This is a genomic window from Mesorhizobium sp. WSM4983 (genome assembly GCF_029625765.1).
In the GTDB taxonomy this organism is placed as follows: domain Bacteria; phylum Pseudomonadota; class Alphaproteobacteria; order Rhizobiales; family Rhizobiaceae; genus Mesorhizobium.
This window is the reverse complement of the sequence record NZ_JARTVM010000007.1, coordinates 226,451-252,293: the sequence shown is the minus strand read 5'-3', so window position 1 is coordinate 252,293 and position 25,843 is coordinate 226,451. Positions and strand designations below refer to the sequence as shown.

Below are 25,843 nucleotides of genomic sequence, written 5' to 3'. Positions count from 1 at the left end.
TACATCCAGCCGATCAACTATCCGACGGTGCCGCGCGGCACCGAACGGCTGCGCATCACGCCGACACCCTTCCATTCCGACGCGCTGATCGCCGAACTGCAGGACGCGCTGGTCGAGACCTGGGACGCGCTCGGCATCCCCTATGCCGCCTCCGGCCGCCCGGCCGTCGCCAAGAGCGACCGGATTATTCCACTCCTGGTGCCGAAATCAGGCGGCTGAAGCCACCCGTCTCAGACCGTCTTCATCCATTTCGCCAGGCGATTTGCCGCTTCCTCGAGCTGATCGAGGCGGCGGTGGAAGCATAGTCTGAGGAAAGCCTCTCCGCCGGGGCCGAAGGCCGTGCCGGGCGCCAGGCCGACATTGGCGTTGTCGACGATGTCGAAGGCGGCGGCGCGGGAATCGGTCATGCCGTCGACAGTGAAGAACAGGTAGAACGCACCTTGCGGCACGGTGAAGCGCGCCTTGCCGGTGGCACCCAGGATGTCGCAGACCAGATCGCGCGCCGCACGTGCCCGCTCCACCTGCTCGACGATAAAGCCGTCACCCTTGTCGAGGGCCGCAACCGCGCCGCGCTGCATGAACTGGGCGACGCCCGAGGTCGAATACTGGATCAGGTTCTCGAACACCTGCTGCAGCGCCGGATGCGTCTTGATCCAGCCGACTCGCCAGCCGGTCATCGCCCAGTTCTTGGAGAAGCTGTTGACGAACAGGATGCGGTCTTCCGCCGTTGCGATATCGAGGAAAGACGGCGCGCGGCCGTGGCCATAGTGGAACAGCGCATAGATCTCGTCGGCGATGATCCAAAGCTTCTTCGTGCGGGCCAGATCGAGGATCGCTTGAAGCGTTTCCTTGTCGGCTGTCCAGCCGGTCGGGTTCGAGGGGGTATTGATGAACAGCGCCTTGGTACGCGGCGTGATGGCGGCTGCGATCTTGTCGACATCGCAGGACCAGCCATTCCCGGACTGGTCGAGCGTGACCGGCACGGGAACAGCGCCGGCAACACCGGCGGCGGCAGCGAAATTCGGCCACGCCGGCGAGAGATAGACGACCTCGTCGCCGCTGCCGGCGATCGCGTCAATGGCCAGCTGAATGGCATGCATGCCCGAGCCGGTGACGATGAATTCTTCCTCCGCGAAGCGCTGGCCGAAATGCCTGGCATAGTAGCGGGCGAGCGCCTGCCTAAGCTCGGGAATGCCCTTCTGCCAGGTGTAGAAGGTCTCGCCATTGGCGAGGCCGCCTGCGGCGGCATCGCTGATGAAGGAAGGCGTCGGCAGGTCGCCCTCTCCGGCCCAGAGCGGAATCAGGCCTTCGCGCAAGCGGCCGTGATTGACGACGGCGACAATGCCGCTTTCGGGGGCAGCACGGGCTTCGGCGCGCAAGGTCTCAATCAGGGTCATGGACAAATCCGTGCTCGTTTTGCTGCGCTCTTACCAGATCACTGAACAGAAAACCCCAGCCGCAAGCGGCCGGGGTTTTGGTCCAGCAAAGAACGTTGGATGCGTTATTTCCTGGCGAGCAGGTCGCGGATTTCGGTCAGAAGCTGGACATCCGCCGGCGGCGGCGCCGCGGCAGGCGCGGGCTTCTCTCGCTCCAGCCGCCTGCGCAGATTGTTCACCGCCTTGACCATCAGGAAGATGATGAAGGCGAGGATCAGAAAATTCAGCACGACGGTGATGAAGCTGCCATAGGCGAAAACGGCGCCCTCTTTCTTGGCCTCGGCCAGCGTGGCCGAGTGGACATTGGAGGACAGCCCAAAGAAGTAATTGTTGAAGTCAAGCCCGCCGAAAATCGCGCCGACGATCGGCATGATGATGTCATTGACCAGCGAATCGACGATTTTGGAGAAGGCGGCGCCGATGATGACGGCGACGGCCAAATCCATCACATTGCCCTTGGAGATGAATTCCTGGAATTCTTTCAGCATCCGACCCTCCTTGTCATTACGGGCCGCGCTGCCGCCCCGGCTCTCCGGCGCCGACCCCGAAGCCACAATAACAAAAACCCCCAGTTGCAAAACCGGAAAAAGGGCGGAACCGTCGGTTTGTGCCTAACCGGTTCGCGCTTCCGAGGTCACCGCGCACCTATGCGCCGAAAGCCGCGGGTGGACTTGGCGTCAAAGCTGTGGTTGCGTTTGATAACCGGACGAGCAGCCGGTCAGGAAGGAAGTTCGAACCGTGCAAGGCTGGTTCGTCGTCATCATCGCGATCGCCTATGTGACGCTGCTTTTTGCGATCGCCAGCGTCGGCGACCGGCGCTCCGTGGCAGCCGGGCTCGGCCGCGCACGGCCCTCCATCTATGCGCTCAGCCTCGCCATCTACTGCACCTCCTGGACCTTCTTCGGCTCGGTCGGGCTCTCCTCCGAGCGGGGTCTCGAATTCCTCGGCATCTACACCGGCCCGGTGCTGGTCTTCGTGTTCGGCTTCCCGCTGCTCAACCGCATCGTCCGGCTGGCAAAGAGCGAAAAGATCACCTCGATTGCGGACTTTCTCGGCGCCCGCTACGGCAAGAGTTTTGCCGTCGCGGCGATCGCGACCCTGATCGCCACGGTCGGCGCCGTGCCCTATATCGCGCTGCAGCTCAAGGCGATCTCCGGCTCGGTCAGCCTGATGATCGAGCACTATACGGGATCGCCGCCTTCCTTTGATCCTTTTGTAAGCGACATCTCGCTGGTGGTGGCGATGCTGCTGGCGCTGTTTGCGGTCCTGTTCGGCACCCGCCACGCCGACGCCACCGAGCACCAGGACGGGCTGGTGCTGGCGGTCGCGGTCGAGACGGTGGTCAAGCTCGCCGCCTTCCTCGCCATAGGCCTTATGGTCACGTTTCTCATCTTCGGCGGCCCCGGCGACATGCTGGCGACGCTCGGGGCGAATGCCGAGGTGCGCCAGGCGATGGGCTACAACACGTCCTTGGTCACCTGGCTTGTGCTGACGACCTTGAGCGGCTTCGCCATCCTGATGCTGCCGCGCCAATTCTACGTCACCGTCGTCGAGAATCGCAGCGAGGCCGAGCTGCGCACCGCGACCTGGGTGTTTCCGCTCTATCTCGTGGCGATCAACCTCTTCGTCCTGCCGATCGCCTTTGCCGGGCTGTCGCTGGTCGGCGCAAGGACCAGCAGCGACCTCTACGTCCTGTCGCTGCCGCTTTTCAGCGGCCACGACGTGCTGGCGATGATCGCCTTCATCGGCGGCCTGTCGGCAGCCACCGCCATGGTCATCGTCGAGAGCGTGGCGCTGTCGATCATGATTTCCAACGATCTCGTCATCCCGCTGTTCGTGCGTCGATTGCTCAAGACCACTTCTTCGGAGAACGAAGACTGGTCGACGCTGATCCTGAACGTTCGGCGAGCGTCGATTTTCATCATGCTGTTCATCGCCTTCCTCTATTACCGCGAGAGCACCAACAGCGCGCGGCTGTCCTCGATCGGGCTGATGTCCTTCGCAGCGATCGCGCAATTCGCGCCCGCCCTGATCGGCGGGCTGATCTGGCGCCGCGCCAATGGCCGGGGCGCCGCGCTCGGCATGGTCGCCGGCATCGCGGTCTGGGGTTACACGCTGCTGCTCCCTTCGCTTGTCGGTCCCGGCTCCGACTTTGTCGTCCATGGACTGTTCGGCTTCGAGGCGCTGAGACCCCAGGCGCTGTTCGGCACCGTCGGCGAGCCGCTGAACCATGGCGTGCTGTGGAGCCTGTCAGTCAACACGCTGTTCTTCGTGATGGGTTCGCTGTCCCGCGCATCGGTGCCGCTGGAGCGCATCCAGGCGGCGATCTTCGTGCCGCGCGAGGCGGGGCCGATGCCAAGCCTGCGCCGCTTCCGCACCGCGGTCACGGTCAATGACCTTAAGGATACGATATCCCGCTATCTCGGCGTCGAGCGCACCGAGCGCTCCTTCCAGTCCTTCGAGAAGAACGCGAACGTCTCCCTGCACGGCAAGGAACAGGCCAGCATGGACGTCATCCGTTTCTCGGAGCAGTTGCTGGCGAGCGCCGTCGGCTCGTCGTCGGCGCGGCTGATCCTGTCGCTGCTGTTCCGCCGCAACGACCGCGACTCCAAAGATGCCTTCCGGCTGCTCGACGACGCCACCGAGGCGCTGCAGCACAACCGCGACCTGCTGCAGATCGCGCTCGATCAGATGGAGCAGGGCATCACCGTCTTCGACCGGGATTTGCGGCTGATCTGCTGGAACCGGCAATACCGGGCGCTGTTCGATCTGCCTGACGAGATGGGCCAAGTGGGCGTGTCGCTCGACCAGATCCTGCGGCATCTGGCCGAGCGCGGCGATATCGCCGCCGACCAGCGGGTGACGATGCTCAACCGGCTGACCAGCTTCGTCGGTCCTTGGCAGATGGAGCTGAGGACCAGCGGCCGCATCCTGGAGCTGCGTTCCAACCCGATGCCCGACGGCGGCATCGTCGCCACCTATGCCGACATTTCCGGCCGCGTCGAGCAGGACCTGGCGCTGAAGCGGGCCAATGAATCGCTGGAGCAGCGGGTCAGGAGCCGCACCGCCGAGCTCACCCGCGTCAACGAGGAGCTGGCGCAGGCGCAGATGCTTGCCGAGGAGGCCAATCTCAGCAAGACGCGCTTCCTCGCCTCCGCGGGCCACGACATCCTGCAGCCGCTCAACGCCGCCAGGCTCTATTGCTCCTCGCTGATCGAAAAGGCCGGCAAGGGGCCCGCCGGCAGGGCCGCGACCAACATTGAATCCTCACTGGAATCGGTCGAGACCATCCTCGGCGCGGTGCTCGACATATCGCGGCTCGACGCCGGCGCGTTGAAGCCCGAGGACACCGCCTTCAGCCTCGGCGGGCTGCTTGGCCAGATCGGCAACGATTTTCGCCCGCTCGCCGCCGAAAAGAAGCTCGGCCTGAAAATCATGCCGTCGTCGCTCGGCGTGATGACCGACCGAAATTTGCTTCGCCGGCTGATCCAGAACCTCGTTTCCAATGCGATCAAATACACGCGCGAAGGCCGCATATTGGTCGGCGTGAGAAGGCGCGGCGAGCTGGCCGAGATCCAGGTGATCGACACCGGCATCGGCATTGCCGCCGACAAGCTGAACACCGTCTTCCACGAATTCACCCGGTTGGACGAGGGCGCGCGCGAGGCCGAGGGCCTTGGCCTTGGCCTTTCCATCGTCGACCGCATCGCCAGGGTTCTGAGGCTCGAAATCCGCATCTTCTCCAACCCCGGCAAGGGCACGCGTTTTTCCGTCATCCTGCCGGTCGCCGAGATCGCGGCGCCGCCGCGCGAGACGGGAAAGGCGCCCGCGCGCGCGCCATCCTCACTTGCCGGACTCAATGTGCTGTGCATCGACAATGACGCGCGAATCCTCGACGGCATGCGACTGCTGCTCGAAGGCTGGGGCTGCAGCGTCGAGACCGCTTCGGGATCGCAGGACCTGATGCGCCCGGGTGCGGCAAGGCCGGATGTGGTGCTCGCCGACTATCATCTCGACGGCGGTACCGGGCTCGACGCCATCGCCAGGCTGCGCGCCACCTACGGCAAGGATCTGCCCTGCGTGCTGGTCACCGCAGACCGCTCCAGCGAGGTGCGCACTGCTGCTGGTCTGCTTGATGTGCCGGTGATCAACAAGCCGCTGAAGCCTGCCGTGCTGCGCTCGATGATGGCAAGGGTCAGGGCACTGGCGCCCGCGGCGGAATGATCAGCTCACCGGCTGCAGCGGGTCGCCGCCGATCTTGGAAAGCTGGATGACCGCCTGGGTGCGGCTGTCGACGCCGAGCTTCTGCAATATAGCCGAAACATGCGCCTTGATGGTGGCTTCGGAGACGCCGAGCTCATAGGCGATCTGCTTGTTGAGCAGGCCTTCGGCCAACATGCCGAGCACCCTCGTCTGCTGCGGCGTCAGCGCCTGCAGGCGCTTGATCAGATCGGAAATCTCCGGGTCGCGCTCGACGCCGAGCTCGATGCCGGCGGGTGCTGCGATATCGCCGGCAAGCACAGTCAGGACGGCGCTGCGTATCTCCTCCATGCTTGCCGATTTGGAGATGAAGCCGGACGCGCCGAGATCGAGCGCGCGGCGGATGGTGGCTGGATCGTCATGAGCCGACACCACCACCAGCGGCACCGAGGCATGGATGCCGCGCAGCGAGATCAGTCCGGACAGGCCGCTGGCGCCCGGCATCGACAGGTCGAGCAGCACCATGTCGATGTCTTCATTGGCGACGACCAGCGCCTTGGCGCTTTCGAAATCGCCGGCCTCATGGATGGCGGCAACGTCGCCTATGCCGGCCAGCGCTTCCTTTAGCGCGCCGCGAAACAGCGGATGGTCGTCGGCAATGACGAAAGTGTGGCCCGACGGCAAATATTCCTCCCCGGATTCCATCGCCGATTGTGTGCTTTCTTACGGGATCGGAACGATTATGCGGCGGCGCGGCGCGTTTTCAAGCGGCAAAGGCCGCGCGCGCAGGCTTTTTCCCGGGAGCTCAGGTCTTTTGCGGGCTGGGCTTCGTGGCACCGTCGCCTTCCTGCCTGTCGATGTCCTTGACGATATCCATGAAGCTGCGGAAGAAGCGCTCCATGTAGCTCATCGTCTTGTTGAAATCCTCCTCGCTCGGCAGTTGGGACTCCAGCCGGGCCGAGAGCGAGTTCTCGAGCTTCGCGACGCGCTCGTCGAGTGCCTTCACCGTGCTCTGCAGCCGGTCGATCTCGTCCTGGAAGGCGGAGCGCTCGTCGGCGGCCAACTTGCAGACGAGCTGGCCGGAGCGCTCCTCGCAGATCGACATGGCGCCGGTCTGGGTGTCCATGCGGACATAGCCGTTGGCGGACTTTTCGAGCCGATAGCGGTTCGTCTCCTCGGAATAGGCCGATGCGGCGACCAGCGAGCAAAGCGCCGCCGGGATTAGAATGTGCTGCAGACGCATGTTATCCTCCATGAGCCGTTGTGCGAACAATATCACAGGTTTGCGCCTGAAATGGGGAAGAGTTCGCAAGCACCCTTTCCCCCATGGATCGTTCGGAATATAGCGCGCCAATGTCTCAGTTTATCTACAAGATCGCGCCTGAAGCCATGTGGCGCGAAGCGGAACGGAACGGCCGCTTCACCGGAGCGCCGATCGACATCGCCGACGGCTTCATCCACTTTTCCACCGCAACTCAAGTGCGCGAGACGGCGGCCAAGCATTTCGCCGGCCAGGCGGACCTGCTTCTCATCGCTGTCGACGCGGCAAAGCTGGGCGACGCGCTGAAATACGAGGTGTCGCGCGGCGGCGCCCTGTTCCCGCATCTCTACGCCGCGCTCGCCCTCGACGCCGTGCTCTGGGTGAAGCCGTTGCCGCTCGGCGCCGACGGCCACGAATTCCCGCCGCTGGAGGACGAATGAGCGTGCTCGACCGGATCGGCCAAAAGCTGCTTTTCTCGTTCGACCCGGAAACGGCGCATGGCCTGTCGATCGCGGCTTTGCGCTGCGGCCTGCCGGCCGCCTCGCCTCCCCCGCGCGACGCGCGGCTCGAGGTCAGCGTCTGCGGGCTCGATTTTCCGAACCCGCTCGGCATGGCGGCCGGCTATGACAAGAACGCCGAAGTGCCGGACGCGCTGCTCAAACTCGGCTTCGGCTTCGCCGAGGTCGGCACCATCACGCCGCTGCCGCAACCCGGCAATCCGAGGCCGCGCATCTTCCGGCTGACCGCCGACGAAGCGGTGATCAATCGGCTCGGCTTCAACAATGAAGGGCATGCGGCCGCCGAAAGACGGCTTGCCGCGCGCAAAGGGCGGCCGGGTATTGTCGGCGTCAACATCGGCGCCAACAAGGACAGCGCCGACCGCATTGCCGACTATGAGCGCGGCGTCGCCCGCTTCGCGGCCCATGCCAGTTATCTGACGGTCAACATCTCCTCGCCCAACACGCCGGGCCTGCGCAACATGCAGGCGCGCGAGCAACTGGGCGAACTCCTGTCGCGCGTGGTGGCGGCGCGCGCGGCTGCGTCGGTTCAGCCGCCCATCTTCCTCAAGATCGCGCCGGACCTCGTTGAAGCGGAACTGGAAGACATCGCCGCCGAAGTCATCGAGAAAAAGATCGACGGGGTTGTCGTCTCCAACACGACGCTTGCCCGGGTCGGGTTGCGCAGCGCAAGTCTGGCCGGCGAAGTCGGCGGGCTGTCAGGCAAGCCGCTTTTCGAGCGCTCGACGGCGGTACTCGCCCGGATGCGCAAGCTGCTCGGCCCACAAGTGACGATCGTCGGGGTCGGCGGCGTCGACTCGGCGGAAACCGCGCTGGAGAAGATCCGCGCCGGCGCCGATCTCGTCCAGCTCTATACCGGCATGATCTATGCCGGCCCGGCGCTGCCCGGCCGCATCGTTGCCGGCATGGCGCGGTTTGTGGAGCGCGAGCGGCTTGGCTCGATCCAGGATTTGCGCGACTCGGCTTGCGAGCGCTGGGCTTCAAAGCCGATCAGCTGAATGCCGTGCGCATCCTGAGCCTCAGCACCGCAAGCAGGCTGAAACCCCGCACCAGCAAAAAGACGTGCAGCGCGGCCCATAGGCCGTTGTTGCCGAAGGCGGGTGCCAGCGTGATCAGTGCCGCGGCGAAGGCCAGGAAAGACAGGAGCATCATGTTGCGCATGTCGCGCGACCAGGTGGCGCCGATGAAGACGCCGTCCATCTGAAAGGCGAGCACGCCGCTCAGCGTGGTGAAGGCCGCCCAGGGCAGATAAGTGTCGGCGACCGCGCGGACCTCCGGAGCGGTTGTCACCATCGCCACCAGCTGTGCGCCGGCCGTCAGCAGGATAAGACTGGCGACCGCCGCCAGGCCAACGCCCCAGATCAGCGTCAGCCGGACGGCTTGCCGGAAAGGAGCGGCCGCATGCGCGCCGATGGCGCGGCCTGCCAATTGCTCGGCTGCGGTGGCAAAGCCGTCCAGGAAATAGCCGGCGACGAGGAAGAAGTTCATCAGCACGGCATTGGCGGCGAGCGTCACCGTGCCAAACTGCGCGCCCTGCCTGGTGAACAGCGCGAAGGCGGCAAGCAGCGAGAAGGAACGGATCATGATATCGCGGTTGAGCGACAGCATGCGCCGATAAGCCGGCAGGTCGAGGATGCGCCGGCGCGACGGCCGCTCCAGCTTGCGGAATCGCCTCAGCACGATGGCAAGGCCGAGCAGCATGGCCAGGAACTCGCCGGTGACGGTCGCCCAGGCAACGCCCGCCACGCCCCAGCCGAGCTCGAGGCCGAGCAGGAAGCAGAGCAGGATGTTGATGCCGTTGAGCACGGCCTGCAGCATCAGCCCTATCCCACCCTCGCCACGCCCCAGCACGTAGCCCAAGATGGCATAGTTGATGAGCGAGAAGGGCGCGGCAATGAGCCTGATGCGGATATAGACCGACATCGCCGCGCTGACACGCGGCTCGGCGCCCATGAACCACTGGCCGCCTACCGCAAACAGCGGCGCAAGTGCTGCAAGCACCACGCCGGCGACGACCGCGATCAGCACGGCCCGCCAGAGCACCGCCTGCTCCTCCAGCGGATCGCCGCGTCCGAAAGCCTGAGCGACGAGGCCGGTGGTGCCGGAGCGCAGGAAGTTGAAGGTGGTGAAGACGACGTCGAAGACCAGCGCGCCTGCCGCCAGTCCGCCGAGAAGAGCCGCATCGCCGAACTGCCCGATCACCGCGGTGTCGACGATGCCGAGCAGCGGCGTCGTCAGATAGGCAAGCGTCATCGGCACCGCGATCGCCAGCACCGACCGGTTGGTGACGATGAAGGTCCCGGCGTTGATGTGGGTCGCACCCTTGTCCAAGGATTGCTGCCTTGCTCATTGCGGCTTGCTAGAACGGCCGATGTGCCCCAGTTTGCCGCTGCCGCGCAATCGCCATCGGGTGACGGCCAACCGAATTCCAGCTCTGGCGCAGGCCGCCCCATCATGCCTTTGCAGATCGTCCACCATCCCGACTACGACGCCGGCTTTGCCGTCAATCACCGCTTTCCGATGAGCAAATATCCGTTGCTGATGGAGGCTTTGCACAGCCGCGGGCTGGCAGCAGCGGGAGCGCTTTCGATGCCGGAACGGGCGCCGGCGGCGTGGCTCAAGCTCGCGCACGAGGCCGGCTATGTCGACCAGGTGCTCACTTGCGAGGTGCCTGAAAAGATCGAGCGCGAGATCGGCTTCCCGGTCAGCCAGCGCGTGTCATTGAGAGCGCAGCTAGCAACGGCAGGCACGGTGCTGGCGGCGCGGCTGGCGCTGAAACACGGCATAGCCTGCAACGCCGCCGGCGGTAGCCACCATGCCAGGCGTGCCCAAGGCGCGGGCTTCTGCACCTTCAACGACGTGGCCGTGGCTTCCCTGGTCCTGCTTGCGGAGGGCGCCGTCGAAAACATCCTGGTCGTCGATCTCGACGTGCATCAGGGCGACGGCACGGCGGACATTTTGAAGGATGAGCCGCGCGCCTTCACCTTTTCCATGCATGGCGAACGCAATTATCCGGCGCGCAAGATCGCCTCCGATGTCGATATCGCGCTGCCGGACGGCACCGGCGACGCTGCCTATCTCGACCGGCTCGGCGCCATTCTTCCAGAGCTTTGCGCAAGGCGGCGCTGGGACATCGTGTTCTACAATGCCGGCGTGGATGTCCATGCCGAGGACCGGCTTGGCCGGCTGACATTGACCCACAACGGCCTGCGCAGCCGCGAGGAGCTGGTCATCAGCTATTTCCGCAAGGCCGGCATCCCGCTATGCGGCGTCATCGGCGGCGGCTATTCGAGCGACGTGCCGGCGCTTGCCGCGCGCCACGCCATTCTGTTCGAGGTCGCGGCCGCGTATGCTGACGCTCGCCAGGCTACTTCCTGTAGCTCGCAATCCTGAGCAGGATAAAGGCGGGCACGACGATCGCGGCGCCGAGCAGGATATAGCCCAGGAAGCGGTCGAGAGTATGGAAGCCGAGATTCCACAGGTCGATGAAGAACTGGCGGATGCCGTAGAGCACGTCCATCGGCGACCAGCCGAAAGCGTGCATGACGAGGCCGACGAGGAAGGAAACCACCAGCAGCTTCACAAGCACCCTGAGTGGCGTATCGCCGAGAAAGCGTGTCAGTGCGGACAAGGCCGTTCTCCGGTTCGAGCTGCCCGATTCGGGGCGCGACCTCAGAAATACGCACTCGGATACCCGGCATCAAGCCGAAGGCCGCGCGCGAAGCTATTGTGCCGGCGGCCGTGATAGCCCGATCCGGCCGGCACACGTGGCTCGCTCGGTCAGATTCTCCACCGGAAGATGCGGGCCCAAAGCGGCCGGTCGCGGTAGACTTCCCTGGAGCGCCACAGCCTGTTGTAGCGGTTGCCGCCGCCGATACCGAGGTGCGATATCGGCTTGCCGCCCCGCTTACGCTTGATCGCGACCGGCTCGCCATCATGGCTGAGGCAATGGCCGAAATCCGCGGACGGCTGAAGAGGCGCGGCAGACGGCACCGACCTGAGGGCTTCGCCGACGATAAGGTCTTCCGGTTCGCAGGTCAGCGCGACGGCCTTGCCGAACAAGGTCGGGCCTGTGGGGCAGAGCGCAGTCGGCCCGTAATATTCCCGTTTCACATTGGCGCAGACAAGCTCGATCGCCTTGGCGAGCGCCTTGTGGCGAGGCGGCGCGGCAACAACGCCGATGCTGGTGTCCCAAGGGGTCGAGCTAAGGAAATCGCGAAAGATCGACAATTTTCCATCGGCGCGCGGCACTCCGCGCAGGAAGAAATAGGAGAGATCGGCATAAAGGCCGCCTTGCTCATGGAGCAGGCAATATTTGGCGAGGTCCGCCTTGTAGGAATAAGGTCGCAGCGTCCTGAAAGCCGAAAGCACCTCTGCTCCGAAATGCGTCGAAATGAACTCCGCCAACGCCGCTTCCCGGAACAGGCGGTGCTCTTCGCCCGGATGAGCAGCCGTGAGCGAGTGGATGTTTTCGGCAACGAGCCCGGAAACGTGCTCGCTGCCGTCGTCGGTGATCAGAATGCTGAAGAGAGGCATCCGGCTTCCGTCTCGATCAAGGTGCCTTGGTGAGCCTTCAACTTGCCCCAGTCGCGCCACTGGTGGGGACTGGCCTTCAGATAGGCCAGGTGCCGATCGGCGAAGTCTTGCGCGGCGCTCTGGATCAGTTCGGCCTTGTCCTGGCTGCGATCAAGATCGATCGGATTTTCCACAGTCACCCGTATCTTGCCTGTGCTGTCGTCACGAACGACGAAGACCGGCAGCAGGGGAGCGCCGGCGATCCTGGCCAACCGGGGCGCGCCGCCCGCAAATTCAATGGCCGACTGGCCGATTCGCGCACGCACGAGCAACTCACCCTCCCAGGCGCCAGCGGTGATGGACGCAAACTTGCCCTGGCGAAGCAACCGCCTCGCCTCGTTCATGCTGGCGGCGGGATTGGCGCGGTCGATCACGATACGGCCCGCGGCATGTCTGAGCTCGACGCCGGTTCTGATCGGGTTGAGGAACCGGATGCCGAAGCGCGATTTCGAGAAACCGTGCTCGGGCCTGCTGACATGGAAGACATCGAAGCCGGCTTTGGCGAAAACCATCTTCGCCGCAAGCGCATTGAAGGCGAAATGCGCAATCCACAGGACGGCGCCACGGCCCTGTTCGCGCGCCGCATCGAGATGCTCGGCGCCGAGGAGTTCGATCTCGGGTCGCCAGCCGACGAGCCACTCGCGGATGATCTGGATGTTGTGTTCGCTGCGCATCGCGTCGACCCGGAGCCGGTCCTCGCGGCCGGCTATGCCAAAGGCGGCAAGATCCGGTTGGTCACCAACGTCGCGCCGAGACTCAGGCGCCCGTTTCAGCCGCTCCAGCCAAAGGCAGACACTGCGCCATCTCTTCTCAGGCACGAAAAGAGAGACGAATACAAAAACAGGAAGCCTCAGCAGGAATCCGAGATCTTCCACAGCAAAGGCTTTTCCGGAGCGAGAGGCTCGCTTCCTCTTCCGAACATTGATTTCCAAGCTGGGTCCCCACCCTTAACCCCTGAGCCATTACCATGTTGTGGCGCGGCGTCAAAGCGCCGGTGGATGGCTCTCGGCTTTCAATGTATCGCCGATTGCTAGATGCGGGGCCATCATGGTAACGAGGCTGTTGCGCGGGTATGATGTAATGGTAGCCTGTCAGCTTCCCAAGCTGAACGCGCGGGTTCGATTCCCGCTACCCGCTCCATCCCTCGCTACAGTGCCGCGCGGTCGCAGCGATCTGGCAGAGCGTCCTCAGGCGGCCGATGGCGAATGCGATCGTTGCCGCTTGCCGGTCAGGCCAGCACGCCGCAGAGGGGAAGATGCTTTGCGGCCTCGGCGGCTTCCATCCGCACGATGGTGCGCGACAGGCCGCCGCGTTCCTCGATCCACAGGCGAACCCAGTCGGGATATTGCGAGATCAGGTACCCGGCGGCGATTGCGTTCTCATGGGCGCCGACGCCGTAAGGCAGATGGAAGCCGAAGGATGCACGCGGCGTGATGCAAAGCTGCTCGGCGGGCAAAGACAGATAGAGCGTGCAGGCGCTGTCGCAGGCACCGTCGAATTCCACAGGCTCGTTCGCGGCGCGCAGCTCGGCGACGTGCAAAGCGAAGATCACGATCTGACCGCCGGGATTTTCCTGCACCGTTTCGGCATCTGCGGGCAGCGTTGTCAGGGCGGCGGCGAGGAACGCTAGCGCCTTGGCTATCAGCCTCCGCTTAACCCGCGCGCGCGGCAGATCGGCGTGCATATTGGTGACCTCGCTCATCCGGCGAGACCAAGGCTAACATTGCGATGGTTAACAACAGGCAGCTTTGAAAACATCGAACATCCAGATCGCCCAACTGCCCGCATCCTCTCAACAGCAGGGGGACTGGAAAAGCAACGTGCTTTTTGACCGCACTCCGAAGGGAGCCACCTCGTTCGGCGAAAGCGCGCAAACGAAAGAGCCGCTCGAAAGGCGAGGGGCTTGGGCCCTAGAAGAGGATCGCCGCGCGATCTATGGCGAAAAAGAAGCCAGCCACCTTGCGGCGGCCGGCTCTGGACCGGTTGAGCAATCCAGGACCACGTCTCGGTCCGGAATTCCGTAAAAACAGTTCTTTACTGCGGGTGAGCGGCTCTTATCCAAAGCTGAACCGCTATGGACCCCTAAAGCCAAAAGCCAATCCAAACACGTTCGCGCCAGCAGCGGCGACGCCAGCGGCCACGACGCCAGTAGCGGCGGCAAACACGTCTCCAAACGCGGCGCCGTCTGCGGCGGCGACGGCCGTGATGCCAATGACGATGGTAAACCTGCTCCACTTCAGCACGTTCGTCTCCATCCTCGAAGACGGCGGTATCGGGCTTATCGAGTTCATCGAGAATTCCGTTGCCGCTTGGAATTCCGGCAACCGCCCTGCTGGGGCCAACCAGGGTTGCAATTGCCGCTGCCCCCGCAACGCCAAGCATTCCAGTTAGAAACAAGCGACGTTCCATCAAAGACCTCCCGATAGTTCAGCATCGGCAGGTGGTTCCCTCACCCAAACGGGCTCCAGCGAACTGCCGATCTGTTTGAACGCACAGGTAGCATTCTCGTTCCATTACCCCACTTCGCGCAGGATGAAGTCGTGCAGCATCTTGGCGGCGGGCGAGAGCGCCCGGTTCCTGACCGTGATCAGGCTGTAGGGCCGGACCTCGATGTCGAACTCGGTCTGAACGACATCGATCGCTCCGGACAGCCCGTCGCCGCTCTGGATGAACTTGGCCACCTGCACCGAAACGGGGGCGATGGCGTCAGATTGCGCCACCATTACCAGCGTCAAGAGCAGCGACGAGGTGTTGAGGATGCGGTCGGGAAGCGGGATGTTGCGGTTCAAGAAATTGCTTTCCATCGCCTGGCGCAGGGGCGAGCCGCCGGACTGGAAGACCCAATCATAGGCAGCCGTCTCCTCCAGGCCGACCATCCCGCCGCCGGCAAGCGGATGGCCGCGGCGCACGATCAGGCAGGCCTTCTCGATGCCGATGACGCGCGATTCGAACAGCCGCGGATTGAGGTCATCGGGGATGCGGGCGATGATGAAGTCGTGGCGGGAGGCGATCAGCTCGCGAGCGAGCACGTTCGAGGTCTCGACCTGCATGGTGATCTCGATGCGCGGATAGATGCGGCGGATCTCGCGAATCGCCGGCACCGCCAGTTCGATCGCCGGCGCAGTCACGGCGCCGAGAAACACCGAGCCGCCCTTGCCTGCCTTGAGTTCCGAAATCTCGCGGTCGGCTTCGCGCATTTCGAGCAGGATCGAGCGGGCGCGCCTGGCGAGCGCCTGACCGTAAGGGGTCAGCGTCACGCCGCGCGGCAGCCGCTCGCACAATTTCACGTCGAGCACCGCCTCCATCTCGGCGATCATGCGCGAGGCCGCCGGCTGGGAAATATTCATCACCTGGGCGGCGGCGCTCACCCGTCCGTGATCGTCGAGCGCGGCGATCATTCGCATATGGCGCAGGCTCAGGCCGCTGCGCAGGAGCGTTTCGCCGTCCCCCGGAAGCTTCTCGTAACTCCCTGAAATCGCATCAGGATCGCGCAGCGCCGCCATGATTTCCCAGCCTCTCCGGCAGTTCTCTGCTCTACGCTAAATCATACCAGTTTCGGTATAGCAACCAGCAAAGATCGCATTTGACAGTTATGTCAAAGGGACACACCCTTCGCGCGTTCCGAGACGCAGCGATCGGCAACGAGCAAAATCGTATCGATTGAAACTGCGTCGCGGGGCCGATTGGGAGGATACCGGAGATCGATAAAGCCGACAGAGGCGCGACTGCGCTCCTGTTCGACTGCGCGGCCCGCGAAGCCCCGAGGTGTCGCGTCCATCAACCAGGGAGAGTAAATGTGAAGATCATCAAGACGCTGGCCGCCGTCGCGGCCCTTGGCATTGCCGCCACGACCTATTCGGCGCACGCCGCCGACAAGGGTCTCGTCGGCGTGCTGATGCCGACCAAGACCTCGCAGCGCTGGATCAACGACGGCGACGCCGTCAAGTCCCAGCTCGAAGCGCTGGGCTACACGGTCGACCTGCAATACGCGCAGGACGACATCCCGAACCAGCTCAGCCAGCTGGAAAACGAGATCACGAAAGGCCCGAAAGCGCTGATCATCGCTTCGATCGACGGCACCACCATGGCCGATGCGCTGCAGAAGGCCAATGACGCAGGCGTCGTCACCATCGCCTATGACCGGCTGATCAAGAAGACCCCGAATGTTGACTACTACACCACCTTCGACAATTTCGGCGTCGGCGTGATCCAGGCGAATTCCCTGGTCAAGGGCCTCAAGGAGCGCTTCCCGAACACCAAGCCGTGGAACGTCGAGTTGTTCGGCGGCTCGCCCGACGACAACAACGCCTTCTTCTTCTACAACGGCGCGATGTCGGTCCTGCAGCCGCTGATCGACGACGGCTCGATCAAGATCAAGTCCGGCCAGATGGGCATGGACAAGGTCGGCACGCTGCGCTGGCTCGCCGCCACCGCCCAGGCCCGCATGGACAACCTGCTCTCGGCCAACTACTCGGACGGCAGCCGCGTCGATGGCGTTCTGTCGCCCTATGACGGCCTGTCGCGCGGCATCACCGCCTCGCTGCGCGCTGTCGGCTACGGCACGGATGCTCAGCCCTGGCCGATCGTGACCGGTCAGGACGCCGAGACCGCCTCGGTCAAGCTGATCATTTCGGGCGAGCAGTATTCGACCGTGTTCAAGGACACCCGCGAGCTGGCCAAGGCCACCGTGCAGCTGGTCGACAAGGTGCTCTCCGGCGGCAAGCCCGACGGCCTCGACACCAAGACCTACAACAACGACGTCAAGGTCGTTCCCTCGATCCTCTTGACGCCGCACGAGGTCGACAAGTCGAACTACAAGGCGCTGGTCGTCGACTCCGGCTACATCAAGGCCGAAGAGCTGAAGTAATCCAGCCTTTAAGGGAGGGGTCCTGCGCGACGCAGGGCCCCTTTTCGTTCAGAAGCGACCCCGATATTGTTTTTGCCGGCTTCTGCAGCGCCATGCGCCATCGCGGCGCGAGCCAGACTGCAGTATGTTGATTTCGCGCATAACGTTTTCCGGAAACGGAAGGCCTGCGCCAGGGAGCGGAATTCCTGATGAGCTCGACGATTTTGGAGATGCGCGACATCACCAAGACGTTCCCCGGCGTGAAGGCGCTGTCGAACGTGAACCTCAGCGTCGAGGAAGGAGAGATCCACGCCATCGTCGGCGAGAACGGCGCCGGCAAATCGACCCTGATGAAGGTGCTGTCGGGCGTCTACCCGACCGGTACCTATGAAGGCGAGATCGTCTTTCGCGGCCAGGAATGCCACTTCAAGGGTATTCATGATAGCGAGCATATCGGCATCGTCATCATCCACCAGGAACTTGCCCTGGTGCCGATGCTGTCGATCGCGGAAAACATCTTCCTCGGCAACGAGCACGCCAGCTACGGCGTCATCGACTGGAACGCCAACGAGAAGCGCACCAAGGCCCTGCTCGACAAAGTCGGCTTGAAGGAAGATCCCAAGACGCTGATCACCAATATCGGCGTCGGCAAGCAGCAACTGGTCGAGATCGCCAAGGCGCTCAGCAAGGAAGTGAAGCTGCTGATCCTTGACGAGCCGACCGCCTCGCTCAGCGAAAAGGACAGCCAGGCGCTGCTCGATCTTCTGCTCGAGTTCAAGCGCCAGGGCATGACCTCGATCCTGATCTCGCACAAGCTCAACGAGGTGAACCGCGTCGCCGACAAGGTTACGGTGATCCGCGACGGGCGCACCATCGAGACCCTGCCCAGGAAGGACATCAGCGAGGACCGGATCATCACTTCGATGGTCGGCCGCTCGCTCGACGACCGCTACCCGCCGCGCGAGCCGCAGATCGGCGAGGTTATTTTCGAAGTGAAGAACTGGTCGGTGTACCATCCGATCCACGCCGAGCGGCAGGTCATCAAGAACGTCAACCTCAATGTGCGCAAGGGCGAGGTGGTCGGCATTGCCGGGCTGATAGGCGCCGGCCGCACCGAATTCGCGATGAGCCTGTTCGGCCGTTCCTACGGCCGGCATATCAGCGGCGAGGTCCTGCTCAGGGGTAAGCCTCTCGATCTTTCGACGGTGAGCAAGGCGGTGGAGAACCGGATCGCCTATGTCACCGAGGACCGCAAGACCTTTGGCCTCAACCTTATCGACCACATCAAGCACAACGTGACGCTGGCCAATTTGGGAGGCGTCTCCAGCCGCGGCGTCATCGACGACATGCGCGAGATGAGCGTCGCCAACGACTATCGCAAGAAGACCAACATCCGCGCATCCAGCGTCTATCAGTTGACCGGCAATCTTTCGGGCGGCAACCAGCAGAAGGTGGTGCTGTCGAAATGGCTGTTCGCCGACCCGGAAGTGCTGATCCTCGACGAACCGACGCGCGGCATTGACGTCGGCGCCAAGTACGAAATCTACACGATCATCGCCCGCCTCGCCGCAGAGGGAAAGGCAATCGTCGTCATCTCGTCGGAAATGCCTGAATTGCTCGGCATCACCGACCGCATCTATGTCATGAACGAAGGGCGTATCGTCGGCGAAATGGCGGCAAGCGACGCCAGCCAGGAAAAGATCATGCGCGCCATCGTTCGGGGAGAAGGAAAAAAAGCCTCATGAGCACAGAAAGCGCTCCCGCGCCGCAGAGCGGCGTCGCCGAAGACGTCAAGCATGGTCCGCGTGTCGCCGTTTCGGCGCTGACGACGAACCTGCGCGAATACGGACTGATCATCGCGCTGATCGTCATCATGCTGTTCTTCCAGTACACGACGTCCGGCACGCTGTTCAAACCGGTCAACCTCAGCAACCTGGTGCAGCAGAACTCGTTCATCATCGTGATGGCGCTTGGCATGCTGCTGGTGATCGTCGCCGGCTATATCGACCTCAGCGTGGGATCGGTCGCCGGCTTCATCGGCGCGCTTGCCGCAATGATGATGGTCATCTGGCCGCTCGGTATATTCAGCAATCCACTGGTGGTCTCGATCGTTTGCCTGATCGTCGGTGCGCTTATCGGCGCGGCGCAAGGCTATTGGATCGCCTATCACCGAATACCGAGCTTCATCGTGACGCTGGCGGGCATGCTGATCTTCCGCGGCATCTGCCAGGCACTGCTTGGCGGCGGCTCCTCGGTAGGTCCGCTTCCCGACAGCTTCAAGGCGTTGAGCTCCGGCTTCATCCCCGACGTCATCGGCCCGCTGACGCTCATTCCGCCGACGGTGAATGCCGCCGGCAAGACCATCGTCGGCAGCGGCCTTACGCTGCACATGACGACGATCGTGCTCGGTCTGGTCGCGGTGCTCGCCTATGCCTATTTCGGCTTCAGAACACGGCGTAAGCGCGAACGGCATGGCTATGAGGCCGAGCCCTTCCCGCTGTTCGTCGTCAAGACGCTGGTCGGCAGCGCGCTGGCGCTGTTCCTGGTCTTCCAGTTCGCCAGCTACAGGGGCCTGCCGGTGGTGCTTCTGGTGATGGGCGTGCTGATCTCGCTGTTCGTCTTCGTCACCAAGCGCATGACCATCGGCCGCCGCATCTATGCGATGGGCGGCAACGCCAAGGCGGCGCAGCTGTCGGGCATCAACACCGAAAGGCTGACGCTGCTCGTCTTCATCAACATGGGCGTGCTGTCGGCGCTCGGCGGCCTGATCATCGCCGCTCGCCTCGGCCAGGCCGTCCCGGCCGCCGGCCTGGGCAGCGAGCTCGACGTGATCGCCGCCGTCTTCATCGGCGGCGCCTCGGCAATGGGCGGCGTCGGACAGGTCATCGGCGCCGTGGTCGGCGGCTTCATCATGGGCGTGATGAACAACGGCATGTCGATCATGGGCGTCAATGTCGACTGGCAGCAGGTGGTCAAAGGCCTGGTGCTGCTCGGTGCCGTCATCTTCGACGTCTACAACAAGAACAAGGCGTAGAGGCCGGAGGCAAGGACTAAGGAGGCATACGGGTTCTAGATCGCGAAGCTGCCGGCAACCCGTCGGCGCGAAGAAGTCCTGGAGGGACCAGGCTCGCGAGTGCAATCCGGACGAAGAGTTTCAACCGTGGCGCGGATCGGTTCCGGGCTGCGCCGGTCAGGGCTTGCCAATCGGCAGCCGGGCCAAGGCAAAAGAGAGAGGGTTCATCATGCTGATTTCCCAGATCCTCGATGACGCCGAGACGATCCGCGTTGTTGCCCGCAGCGGCGGCAAGACCCGGATCATCAACGGCGCGCGCAGCGTCTATTCGCTGGCGATGGAGGCAGCCCGCACCGGCACCGGGCTCGAGGCGCTGATCGAGCGCAAGGGCTATGGCGAGACGGTCGACCTCGACGCCGTCTACAAGAAGGGACGCCTGGTGTCGCCGATCAACCATCCCGACCCCGCGCATCTTCACCTTACCGGCACCGGGCTTACACATCTCGGCTCCGCCGCGACACGCGATTCCATGCACAAGAAGCTCAGCGACGGCGAGGAGCAACTCACCGATTCCATGAAGATGTTCCGCATGGGGCTGGAGGGCGGCAAGCCGGCCAAGGGCGAGATCGGCGTGCAACCGGAATGGTTCTACAAGGGCAACGGCACCATGGCGGTGGCGCCCGGTGCGGCGCTGATATCGCCGGCCTTCGCGCAGGACGCCGGCGAGGAGCCGGAGATCGCCGGCATCTACGTGATCGGCGACGACGGCGCGCCGTTCCGAGTCGGCTTCACGCTGTCCAACGAGTTTTCCGACCATGTGACCGAGCGCGTGAACTACCTGTTCCTCGCCCATTCCAAGCTGCGCAACGCCTCGTTCGGACCGGAAATCCTGATCGGCGACCTGCCCGCCGACATCAGGGGCTCTTCACGAATCTGGCGCGACGGCAAAGTGCTTTGGGAAAAGCCGTTCCTGTCGGGCGAGACGAACATGTCGCACACGATCGCCAATCTCGAGCATCACCACTTCAAATATTCGGCCTTCCGCCAGCCGGGCGACGTGCATGTGCACATGTTCGGCACCGCCACACTCTCGTTCGCAGACGGCGTCAGGACCGAGGAAGGCGACACGTTCGAGATCGAGGCCAAGGATTTCGGCCTGCCGCTGCGCAACCCGCTCGAGATCGAGAAGCCAGTGAAGGTGGCGGTGAAGGCGCTGTGAGGTTAGAGCGTGATCTCCCCCACGAGGGGGGAGATTGGCAGCTTCAACCTCAATAAATATCGAAATCGAAATACTTCGATTGGATCTTCTTGTAGGTGCCGTCGGCAACAATGGCGTCGATTGCCGCGTTGAGGCGGTCGCGCAGGGCGGCGTCCTCCAGGCGCACGGCGATGCCGGCCTCGGTCTCGGTGCCCTTGACGTCGCCCACCAGCTTGCAGCAGCCGTCGCTCGCCTTCTTCATCCAGTCGACCAGCACGAACTTGTCCGAGATGACGGCGTCGAGCCGGCCGTTGAGCAGATCGGTGACCGCCTCTTCCTGGGTCGGGTAGAGCTTCGCCTCGGCGCCGGCCTTGGCGTAGACGTCCTGGGCGTAGTTGGCCTGGGTGGTCGAGGCCTGGGCACCGACCGTCTTGCCGGCAAGCGAGGCCGGCTCGGTCGAGGCGATATCGGCGTCCTTCAGGGCGACCAGCGCAAGCGGCGTGGTGTAGTATTTGTGGGTAAAGGCGACCTGCTTCTTGCGTTCCTCGGTGATGCTCATCGAGGCGATGATGGCGTCGAATTTCTTGGCCTGCAGGGCCGGAATGATGCCATCCCAATCCTGGGTGACGATCTCGCATTCGATCTTCATCTGCGCGCAGAGCGCATTGGCGATGTCGATGTCGAAGCCTTCCACCTTGCCGTCCGGCGTGATGGTGTTGAAGGGCGGATAGGCGCCCTCGGTGCCGATCTTGATCTTTTCGGCCGCGTCTACCGAACCGACGCCGAGCGCCAGCATGGCGGCGGCCGCAGCCGACAGGATCCATCTGGATATCTGCATTTTCATCCCCTTGGGTTCAGGTGCTACATGCTCAGACGCAGCCAAGCACGGCGCGCGAGGCCGGGCAAGCACAGCCTGGCGATCAGCGCGCGGCGCGAAAATGCTTGGAGAGCTTCAGCCCCTGCGCCTGATAGTTGGAACCCAGCTCGCTGCCATAGAGCGCCTGCGGCCGCTTCAGCATATGCTCGTAGACGAGGCGGCCTACGATCTGGCCGTGGTCGAGGATGAACGGCACCTCGTGGCTGCGCACTTCAAGCACCGCGCGGCTGCCGCTGCCGCCGGCGGCGGAATGGCCGAAGCCCGGGTCGAAAAAGCCGGCATAGTGGACGCGGAACTCGCCGACCAGCGGATCGAAAGGCGTCATCTCGGCGGCATAGAGCGGCGGCACGTGCACGGCTTCGCGAGAGACCAGGATGTAGAACTCGTCCGGGTCGAGCACGAGCTCGCCGGCCCCGCTCTTGTAGAGCGGTTCCCAGAAGTCGACCACATCCTGAGCGGCGCGCTTGTCGACGTCGACGAGGCCGGTGTGGTGCTTGCCGCGATAGCCGACCAGGCCGTCCTTGTCGCCGTCGAGATCGATAGAGAGCGCAATGCCGCCGCCGGAGATGTTGGGCGGCTCGGTCGCAACCAGCATCTCGGCGTGATGGAGGTCACGCAACTCATTCTCCGACAGCACGGCATTGCCGGTGCGGAAGCGGATCTGCGACAGGCGCGAGCCGGCGCGCACGACGATCGGGAAGGTGCGCGGGCTGACCTCGAGATAGAGCGGGCCATGATAGCCGGCGGCGATCTTATCGAACTCATGGCCGCGGTCGGTCATGACACGCGTGAAAATGTCGAGCCGTCCGGTCGAGCTCTTCGGGTTGGCCGAAGCCGAGACTTCCGCCGGCAGCGCCAGGCTTTCCTGCAGCGGCACGATGTAGACGCAGCCCGTCTCCAGCACCGCGCCCTCGGCAAGGTTGATCTCATGCAGCTTCAGCCGGTCCAGCTTGTCGGCCACCAGATGATCGGGACCGGGCAGAAAGGAAGCCCGCACGCGAAAGGCCTTGTCGCTAAGTCTGAGATCGAGGCTGGCCGGCTGGATCTGGTTGGTGTCGAGCGCGCGCGGCGACTTCAGCGCGCCCGACTGGAAGAGCGCCGCGATGTCCTGATCCGGAAGAATGCCTGTCTGCCGCAATGTCTGGCTCCGGGCGAAGTCATTGTCGTCGCAGTTTCCTGTCGCAAAACCGCGGGACACTTTTGCGGAGGCTGCCTGGTACAACCCTCTTAATCAAGCCGGCAATTGACGCAAGCGCGGGCGAGGTCTAAAGGGTCGTTATCCCGTGGTGATTTGGCCGGTCGGCTTGCAGCCACGTTAAACAAGTCGCTAAAGGACCGTCGGGCCGCAAGGCCGTATGGACCGGTTGCGACGTCGCGGCCGGTTTTTTTGTGTTTGGAAGCAGGGCGATGACCAAGACGCGTAACTGGAAACCTCAGACGGCACTCGTGCATGGCGGGACGCTGCGTTCCGGCTTCGGCGAGACCGCCGAGGCGATGTATCTCACCCAGGGCTATGTCTACGAGACGGCCCAGGCAGCGGAGGCCCGCTTCAAGGGCGAGGAACCCGGCTTCATCTATTCGCGCTACGCCAACCCGACCGTCGATATGTTCGAGAAGCGCATGTGCGCGCTGGAAGGCGCGGAAGACGCACGTGCAACCGCTTCCGGCATGGCCGCCGTGTCCGCCGCCCTGCTCTGCAGCGTCAAGGCCGGCGATCACATCGTTGCGGCGCGAGCCCTGTTCGGTTCCTGCCGCTGGGTAGTCGAGACGCTGGCGCCGCGCTATGGCATCGAGGCAACGCTGATCGACGGCACCGACATTGCCAATTGGGAAAAAGCGGTCAGGCCGAACACCAAGCTGTTCTTCCTGGAAAGTCCGACCAACCCGACGTTGGAAGTGGTCGATATCGCCGCTGTCGCCGCTTTAGCAAATTCGATCGGCGCACGCGTGATCGTCGACAACGTCTTTGCCACGCCGCTGCAGCAGAAGCCGCTGCAGCTCGGCGCCCATATCGTGGTCTACTCGGCGACCAAGCACATCGACGGACAAGGCCGCTGCCTCGGCGGCGTCATCCTGTCGGACAAGAAGTGGATCGACGAGAACCTGCACGATTATTTCCGGCACACCGGCCCGAGCCTGTCCCCATTCAACGCATGGACGCTGCTGAAAGGCCTCGAGACGCTCCCGCTGCGCGTGCGCCACCAGACCGAAAGCGCCGGCAAGATCGCGGACTTCCTGGCTGGCCGGCCGGAGATCGCCCGCGTCATCTATCCGGGCCGGGCCGACCATCCCCAGGCGGATATCGTCAGGAAGCAGATGTCGGGCGGCTCGACGCTGATCTGCCTCTACGTCAAGGGCGGCAAGCAGGCGGCCTTCGCCTTGCAGAACGCGCTCGACATCGTGCTGATCTCGAACAACCTCGGCGACGCAAAGAGCCTGATCACGCATCCGGCGACGACGACGCACAAAAACCTCACTGACGAGGCCCGCGCCGAGCTCGGCATCGGACCAGGCACGCTCAGGCTCTCCGTCGGGCTGGAGGATACCGACGACCTGCTCGCCGACATCGAACAGGCGCTGAAGGCGGCGAAGGAATGAACCGCCACGGCGGCAAAGAGGGCGCTTGAGCCGCAGCCGGCTCAAGCAATCTCTTCGAGTTCAGTCATCCCGCTGTTGCGGATGGTCATTGCGTTGCCACGCCATTCGACGGCCCCGCCAAGCCAGCCGCGCGCCCAGATGGCGGGAAGCATCGCGTCGCGCACGATCATCGCGGTGACGCTGCGCGGCGACAGATGCCAGCCCTTGGACCAGGCGAGCATGCATTCGGGCACATAGGCGATCGCCAGCACGCAGAGCGCGGTCGTGGGCAGGCTGACACCGGCGCTTGCCGCCGCGATCAGCGCCAGAAGCAGTGGCGCGACCACACCGGTCAGGATTTCGGGCGCGAAGAACAATGGGAAGGTGACGCGGCGCAGCCGCGCCCAGCGCGCCTGGCGCGACCAGATTTCGGCGAGCGTGCGCTGGCCGAGCGGCTGCTCGAAGGGCGCGGCCACGAGATTGACCCGAAGGCCAAGGCTGTTGACCAGCTTGGTCGCCGCCGCGTCCTCGGCGATTTCGGCGGCCAAAGCCTGGATGCCGCCATTTGCATCCAGCATCGGCTTGTTCCACAGCATGCTCTTGCCCTGGGCGAAGCCAAGGCCGAGCGCTTCGCCGGCATATTGCCAGCGCGCCTGCAGCGTGTTGAGGAAGACGCATTCGACTTCGGCCCAGAAACCGTCCGGCCGCGAGCCGATCGGCGTCGAGCAGACGAGGCCGGTGTCCGGTCCCCAGGCCGCCATCAGATGCTGGACATAGCCCTTGGGCATCAGCACGTTGGAATCGGCGAGGATCACCCAGTCGTGCCGCGCCGCCTGCCAGCCCTTGATGCAGTTGTTGAGCTTGGGATTGGCGCTGATCCTGTCATCGCCGACGAGGAGCCGCGCCGGAACATTCGGAAATCGCGCGATGGCGGCGTTGATCAGCTTGACCACGGGATCTTCGGCGTGCGCGACGCAGAAGATCATTTCGTAGCGCGGCCAATCGAGCGAGAAGGCGCGGTCGAGCGTCTCCTGCGTGAACGGCTCCACGCCGCGCGACGGCACGACGATCGAGACAGGCGGCTGTTTGCTGGAAGGCGGAGGAATGACCCGCCTGGGCTTCAGCCGCGACGATGCGAGCAGGATGCTGGCAAGGTTGGAAAAAAGAAGGGCCGAGGAAGCAAAGGCGGCTGCGAGGGTCAGTTCCATCGAGATCTGGTCACTCCGGAAAGGCCGCCCGCGGCCGTTTCATCACTCGACAAAGCGCCCGAGTCGCCCGCACGGTTTGTGCACACCAACATTGTCATGTGTCACTTAAATGACATTGTTTGTCGGCACTTGCG

At 63.8% G+C, this 25,843-nt stretch carries 23 protein-coding genes, 1 tRNA gene, 1 pseudogene and 1 riboswitch; of the genes and pseudogenes, 12 read left to right on the top strand and 13 right to left on the bottom strand.

The window, feature by feature from the left end; translation table 11 throughout:
- A pseudogene (locus P9254_RS20375) lies at positions 1 to 219 on the top strand (5-aminolevulinate synthase); the annotation flags it as partial.
- Between the two features lie 11 nt (positions 220 to 230).
- Here P9254_RS20375 and P9254_RS20370 read toward each other — a convergent pair.
- Both P9254_RS20370 and mscL read right to left on the bottom strand, forming a co-directional pair.
- A complete protein-coding gene (locus P9254_RS20370; protein ID WP_278055623.1) occupies positions 231 to 1,397 on the bottom strand; it encodes a pyridoxal phosphate-dependent aminotransferase in 1,167 nt (388 codons plus the stop codon).
- 104 nt (positions 1,398 to 1,501) lie between these two features.
- Entirely contained in the window at positions 1,502 to 1,924 is a 423-nt protein-coding gene (gene mscL, locus P9254_RS20365) for a large conductance mechanosensitive channel protein MscL (RefSeq protein ID WP_278055626.1), read from the bottom strand.
- A 250-nt stretch (positions 1,925 to 2,174) separates the two neighbouring features.
- Here mscL and P9254_RS20360 point away from each other — a divergent pair, with 250 nt between their 5' ends.
- A complete protein-coding gene (locus P9254_RS20360) occupies positions 2,175 to 5,660 on the top strand; it encodes a hybrid sensor histidine kinase/response regulator (RefSeq protein WP_278055628.1) in 3,486 nt (1,161 codons plus the stop codon).
- Here P9254_RS20360 and P9254_RS20355 read toward each other — a convergent pair whose 3' ends face one another.
- Together P9254_RS20355 and P9254_RS20350 are read right to left on the bottom strand one after the other, a co-directional pair.
- A complete protein-coding gene (locus P9254_RS20355) occupies positions 5,661 to 6,320 on the bottom strand; it encodes a response regulator transcription factor (RefSeq protein WP_066996819.1) in 660 nt (219 codons plus the stop codon).
- A gap of 121 nt (positions 6,321 to 6,441) precedes the next feature.
- On the bottom strand, positions 6,442 to 6,879 hold the full coding sequence (locus P9254_RS20350) for a hypothetical protein (protein ID WP_278055630.1): 438 nt from the start codon (positions 6,877 to 6,879) through the stop codon (positions 6,442 to 6,444).
- A 110-nt stretch (positions 6,880 to 6,989) separates the two neighbouring features.
- On the opposite strand from P9254_RS20350, the gene P9254_RS20345 reads away from it, so the two are divergent.
- Positions 6,990 to 7,337, top strand: a complete 348-nt coding sequence (locus P9254_RS20345) for a DUF952 domain-containing protein (RefSeq protein WP_095799389.1) — start codon at positions 6,990 to 6,992, stop codon at positions 7,335 to 7,337.
- On the top strand, positions 7,334 to 8,413 hold the full coding sequence (locus P9254_RS20340; RefSeq protein ID WP_127214402.1) for a quinone-dependent dihydroorotate dehydrogenase: 1,080 nt from the start codon (positions 7,334 to 7,336) through the stop codon (positions 8,411 to 8,413). The genes P9254_RS20345 and P9254_RS20340 overlap by 4 nt, the downstream gene beginning before the upstream one ends.
- Here P9254_RS20340 and P9254_RS20335 read toward each other — a convergent pair.
- The gene (locus P9254_RS20335) at positions 8,406 to 9,746 is read right to left on the bottom strand and encodes an MATE family efflux transporter (RefSeq protein ID WP_278055634.1); all 1,341 of its coding nucleotides are present in this window, start codon (positions 9,744 to 9,746) and stop codon (positions 8,406 to 8,408) included. The genes P9254_RS20340 and P9254_RS20335 overlap by 8 nt on opposite strands.
- 123 nt (positions 9,747 to 9,869) lie before the next feature.
- Here P9254_RS20335 and P9254_RS20330 point away from each other — a divergent pair, with 123 nt between their 5' ends.
- Complete coding sequence (locus tag P9254_RS20330) at positions 9,870 to 10,808, top strand: histone deacetylase family protein (protein WP_278055636.1); 939 nt, start codon at positions 9,870 to 9,872, stop codon at positions 10,806 to 10,808.
- On the opposite strand, the gene P9254_RS20325 is transcribed toward P9254_RS20330, so the two are convergent.
- The 3 genes from P9254_RS20325 to P9254_RS20315 form a co-directional block, all read right to left on the bottom strand.
- On the bottom strand, positions 10,783 to 11,046 hold the full coding sequence (locus tag P9254_RS20325; RefSeq protein WP_066996803.1) for a DUF6460 domain-containing protein: 264 nt from the start codon (positions 11,044 to 11,046) through the stop codon (positions 10,783 to 10,785). The genes P9254_RS20330 and P9254_RS20325 overlap by 26 nt on opposite strands.
- 149 nt (positions 11,047 to 11,195) lie before the next feature.
- Positions 11,196 to 11,951 carry a glycosyltransferase family 32 protein gene (locus P9254_RS20320; protein WP_127214398.1) on the bottom strand — a complete coding sequence of 252 codons (756 nt, stop codon included), beginning with the start codon at positions 11,949 to 11,951 and terminating at the stop codon, positions 11,196 to 11,198.
- Positions 11,930 to 12,922, bottom strand: coding sequence for an LpxL/LpxP family acyltransferase (locus P9254_RS20315; protein WP_278055640.1), 993 nt, complete (start codon positions 12,920 to 12,922; stop codon positions 11,930 to 11,932). The genes P9254_RS20320 and P9254_RS20315 overlap by 22 nt, the downstream gene beginning before the upstream one ends.
- Before the next feature lie 134 nt (positions 12,923 to 13,056).
- On the opposite strand from P9254_RS20315, the gene P9254_RS20310 reads away from it, so the two are divergent.
- A tRNA-Gly gene (locus P9254_RS20310) sits at positions 13,057 to 13,130 on the top strand.
- An 88-nt stretch (positions 13,131 to 13,218) separates the two neighbouring features.
- Here the strand turns inward: P9254_RS20310 and P9254_RS20305 are convergent.
- Positions 13,219 to 13,692 carry a hypothetical protein gene (locus P9254_RS20305; RefSeq protein ID WP_095799372.1) on the bottom strand — a complete coding sequence of 158 codons (474 nt, stop codon included), beginning with the start codon at positions 13,690 to 13,692 and terminating at the stop codon, positions 13,219 to 13,221.
- Positions 13,693 to 13,925: 233 nt separating this feature from the next.
- On the opposite strand from P9254_RS20305, the gene P9254_RS20300 reads away from it, so the two are divergent.
- Positions 13,926 to 14,381, top strand: a complete 456-nt coding sequence (locus P9254_RS20300) for a hypothetical protein (RefSeq protein ID WP_278055642.1) — start codon at positions 13,926 to 13,928, stop codon at positions 14,379 to 14,381.
- Positions 14,382 to 14,503: 122 nt separating this feature from the next.
- Here the strand turns inward: P9254_RS20300 and P9254_RS20295 are convergent, their stop codons facing one another.
- On the bottom strand, positions 14,504 to 15,493 hold the full coding sequence (locus P9254_RS20295) for a LysR family transcriptional regulator (protein WP_067322751.1): 990 nt from the start codon (positions 15,491 to 15,493) through the stop codon (positions 14,504 to 14,506).
- 293 nt (positions 15,494 to 15,786) lie between these two features.
- Between P9254_RS20295 and chvE the strand changes: the two genes are divergently transcribed.
- From chvE to araD1, 4 genes are all read left to right on the top strand, one after another.
- Entirely contained in the window at positions 15,787 to 16,857 is a 1,071-nt protein-coding gene (chvE, locus tag P9254_RS20290) for a multiple monosaccharide ABC transporter substrate-binding protein (protein WP_066996783.1), read from the top strand.
- Positions 16,858 to 17,045: 188 nt separating this feature from the next.
- Entirely contained in the window at positions 17,046 to 18,581 is a 1,536-nt protein-coding gene (mmsA, locus tag P9254_RS20285; RefSeq protein ID WP_278055646.1) for a multiple monosaccharide ABC transporter ATP-binding protein, read from the top strand.
- On the top strand, positions 18,578 to 19,870 hold the full coding sequence (mmsB, locus tag P9254_RS20280; RefSeq protein ID WP_066996778.1) for a multiple monosaccharide ABC transporter permease: 1,293 nt from the start codon (positions 18,578 to 18,580) through the stop codon (positions 19,868 to 19,870). Before mmsA ends, mmsB begins: the two co-directional genes overlap by 4 nt.
- Before the next feature lie 208 nt (positions 19,871 to 20,078).
- Positions 20,079 to 21,068: an AraD1 family protein gene (araD1, locus tag P9254_RS20275; RefSeq protein WP_278055648.1), complete on the top strand. Its 990-nt coding sequence runs from the start codon at positions 20,079 to 20,081 to the stop codon at positions 21,066 to 21,068.
- Positions 21,069 to 21,117: 49 nt separating this feature from the next.
- Here the strand turns inward: araD1 and P9254_RS20270 are convergent, their stop codons facing one another.
- Positions 21,118 to 21,885: an ABC transporter substrate-binding protein gene (locus P9254_RS20270; RefSeq protein ID WP_082953809.1), complete on the bottom strand. Its 768-nt coding sequence runs from the start codon at positions 21,883 to 21,885 to the stop codon at positions 21,118 to 21,120.
- A gap of 82 nt (positions 21,886 to 21,967) precedes the next feature.
- Entirely contained in the window at positions 21,968 to 23,062 is a 1,095-nt protein-coding gene (locus tag P9254_RS20265; protein ID WP_067322878.1) for a 2'-deoxycytidine 5'-triphosphate deaminase, read from the bottom strand.
- 135 nt (positions 23,063 to 23,197) lie between these two features.
- A riboswitch (SAM riboswitch) is annotated at positions 23,198 to 23,275 on the top strand.
- 56 nt (positions 23,276 to 23,331) lie between these two features.
- On the opposite strand from P9254_RS20265, the gene P9254_RS20260 reads away from it, so the two are divergent.
- The gene (locus P9254_RS20260; protein WP_278055651.1) at positions 23,332 to 24,522 is read left to right on the top strand and encodes an O-succinylhomoserine sulfhydrylase; all 1,191 of its coding nucleotides are present in this window, start codon (positions 23,332 to 23,334) and stop codon (positions 24,520 to 24,522) included.
- Between the two features lie 41 nt (positions 24,523 to 24,563).
- On the opposite strand, the gene P9254_RS20255 is transcribed toward P9254_RS20260, so the two are convergent.
- Entirely contained in the window at positions 24,564 to 25,709 is a 1,146-nt protein-coding gene (locus P9254_RS20255) for a ceramide glucosyltransferase (protein ID WP_278055653.1), read from the bottom strand.
- Between the last annotated feature and the right edge of the window lie 134 nt (positions 25,710 to 25,843).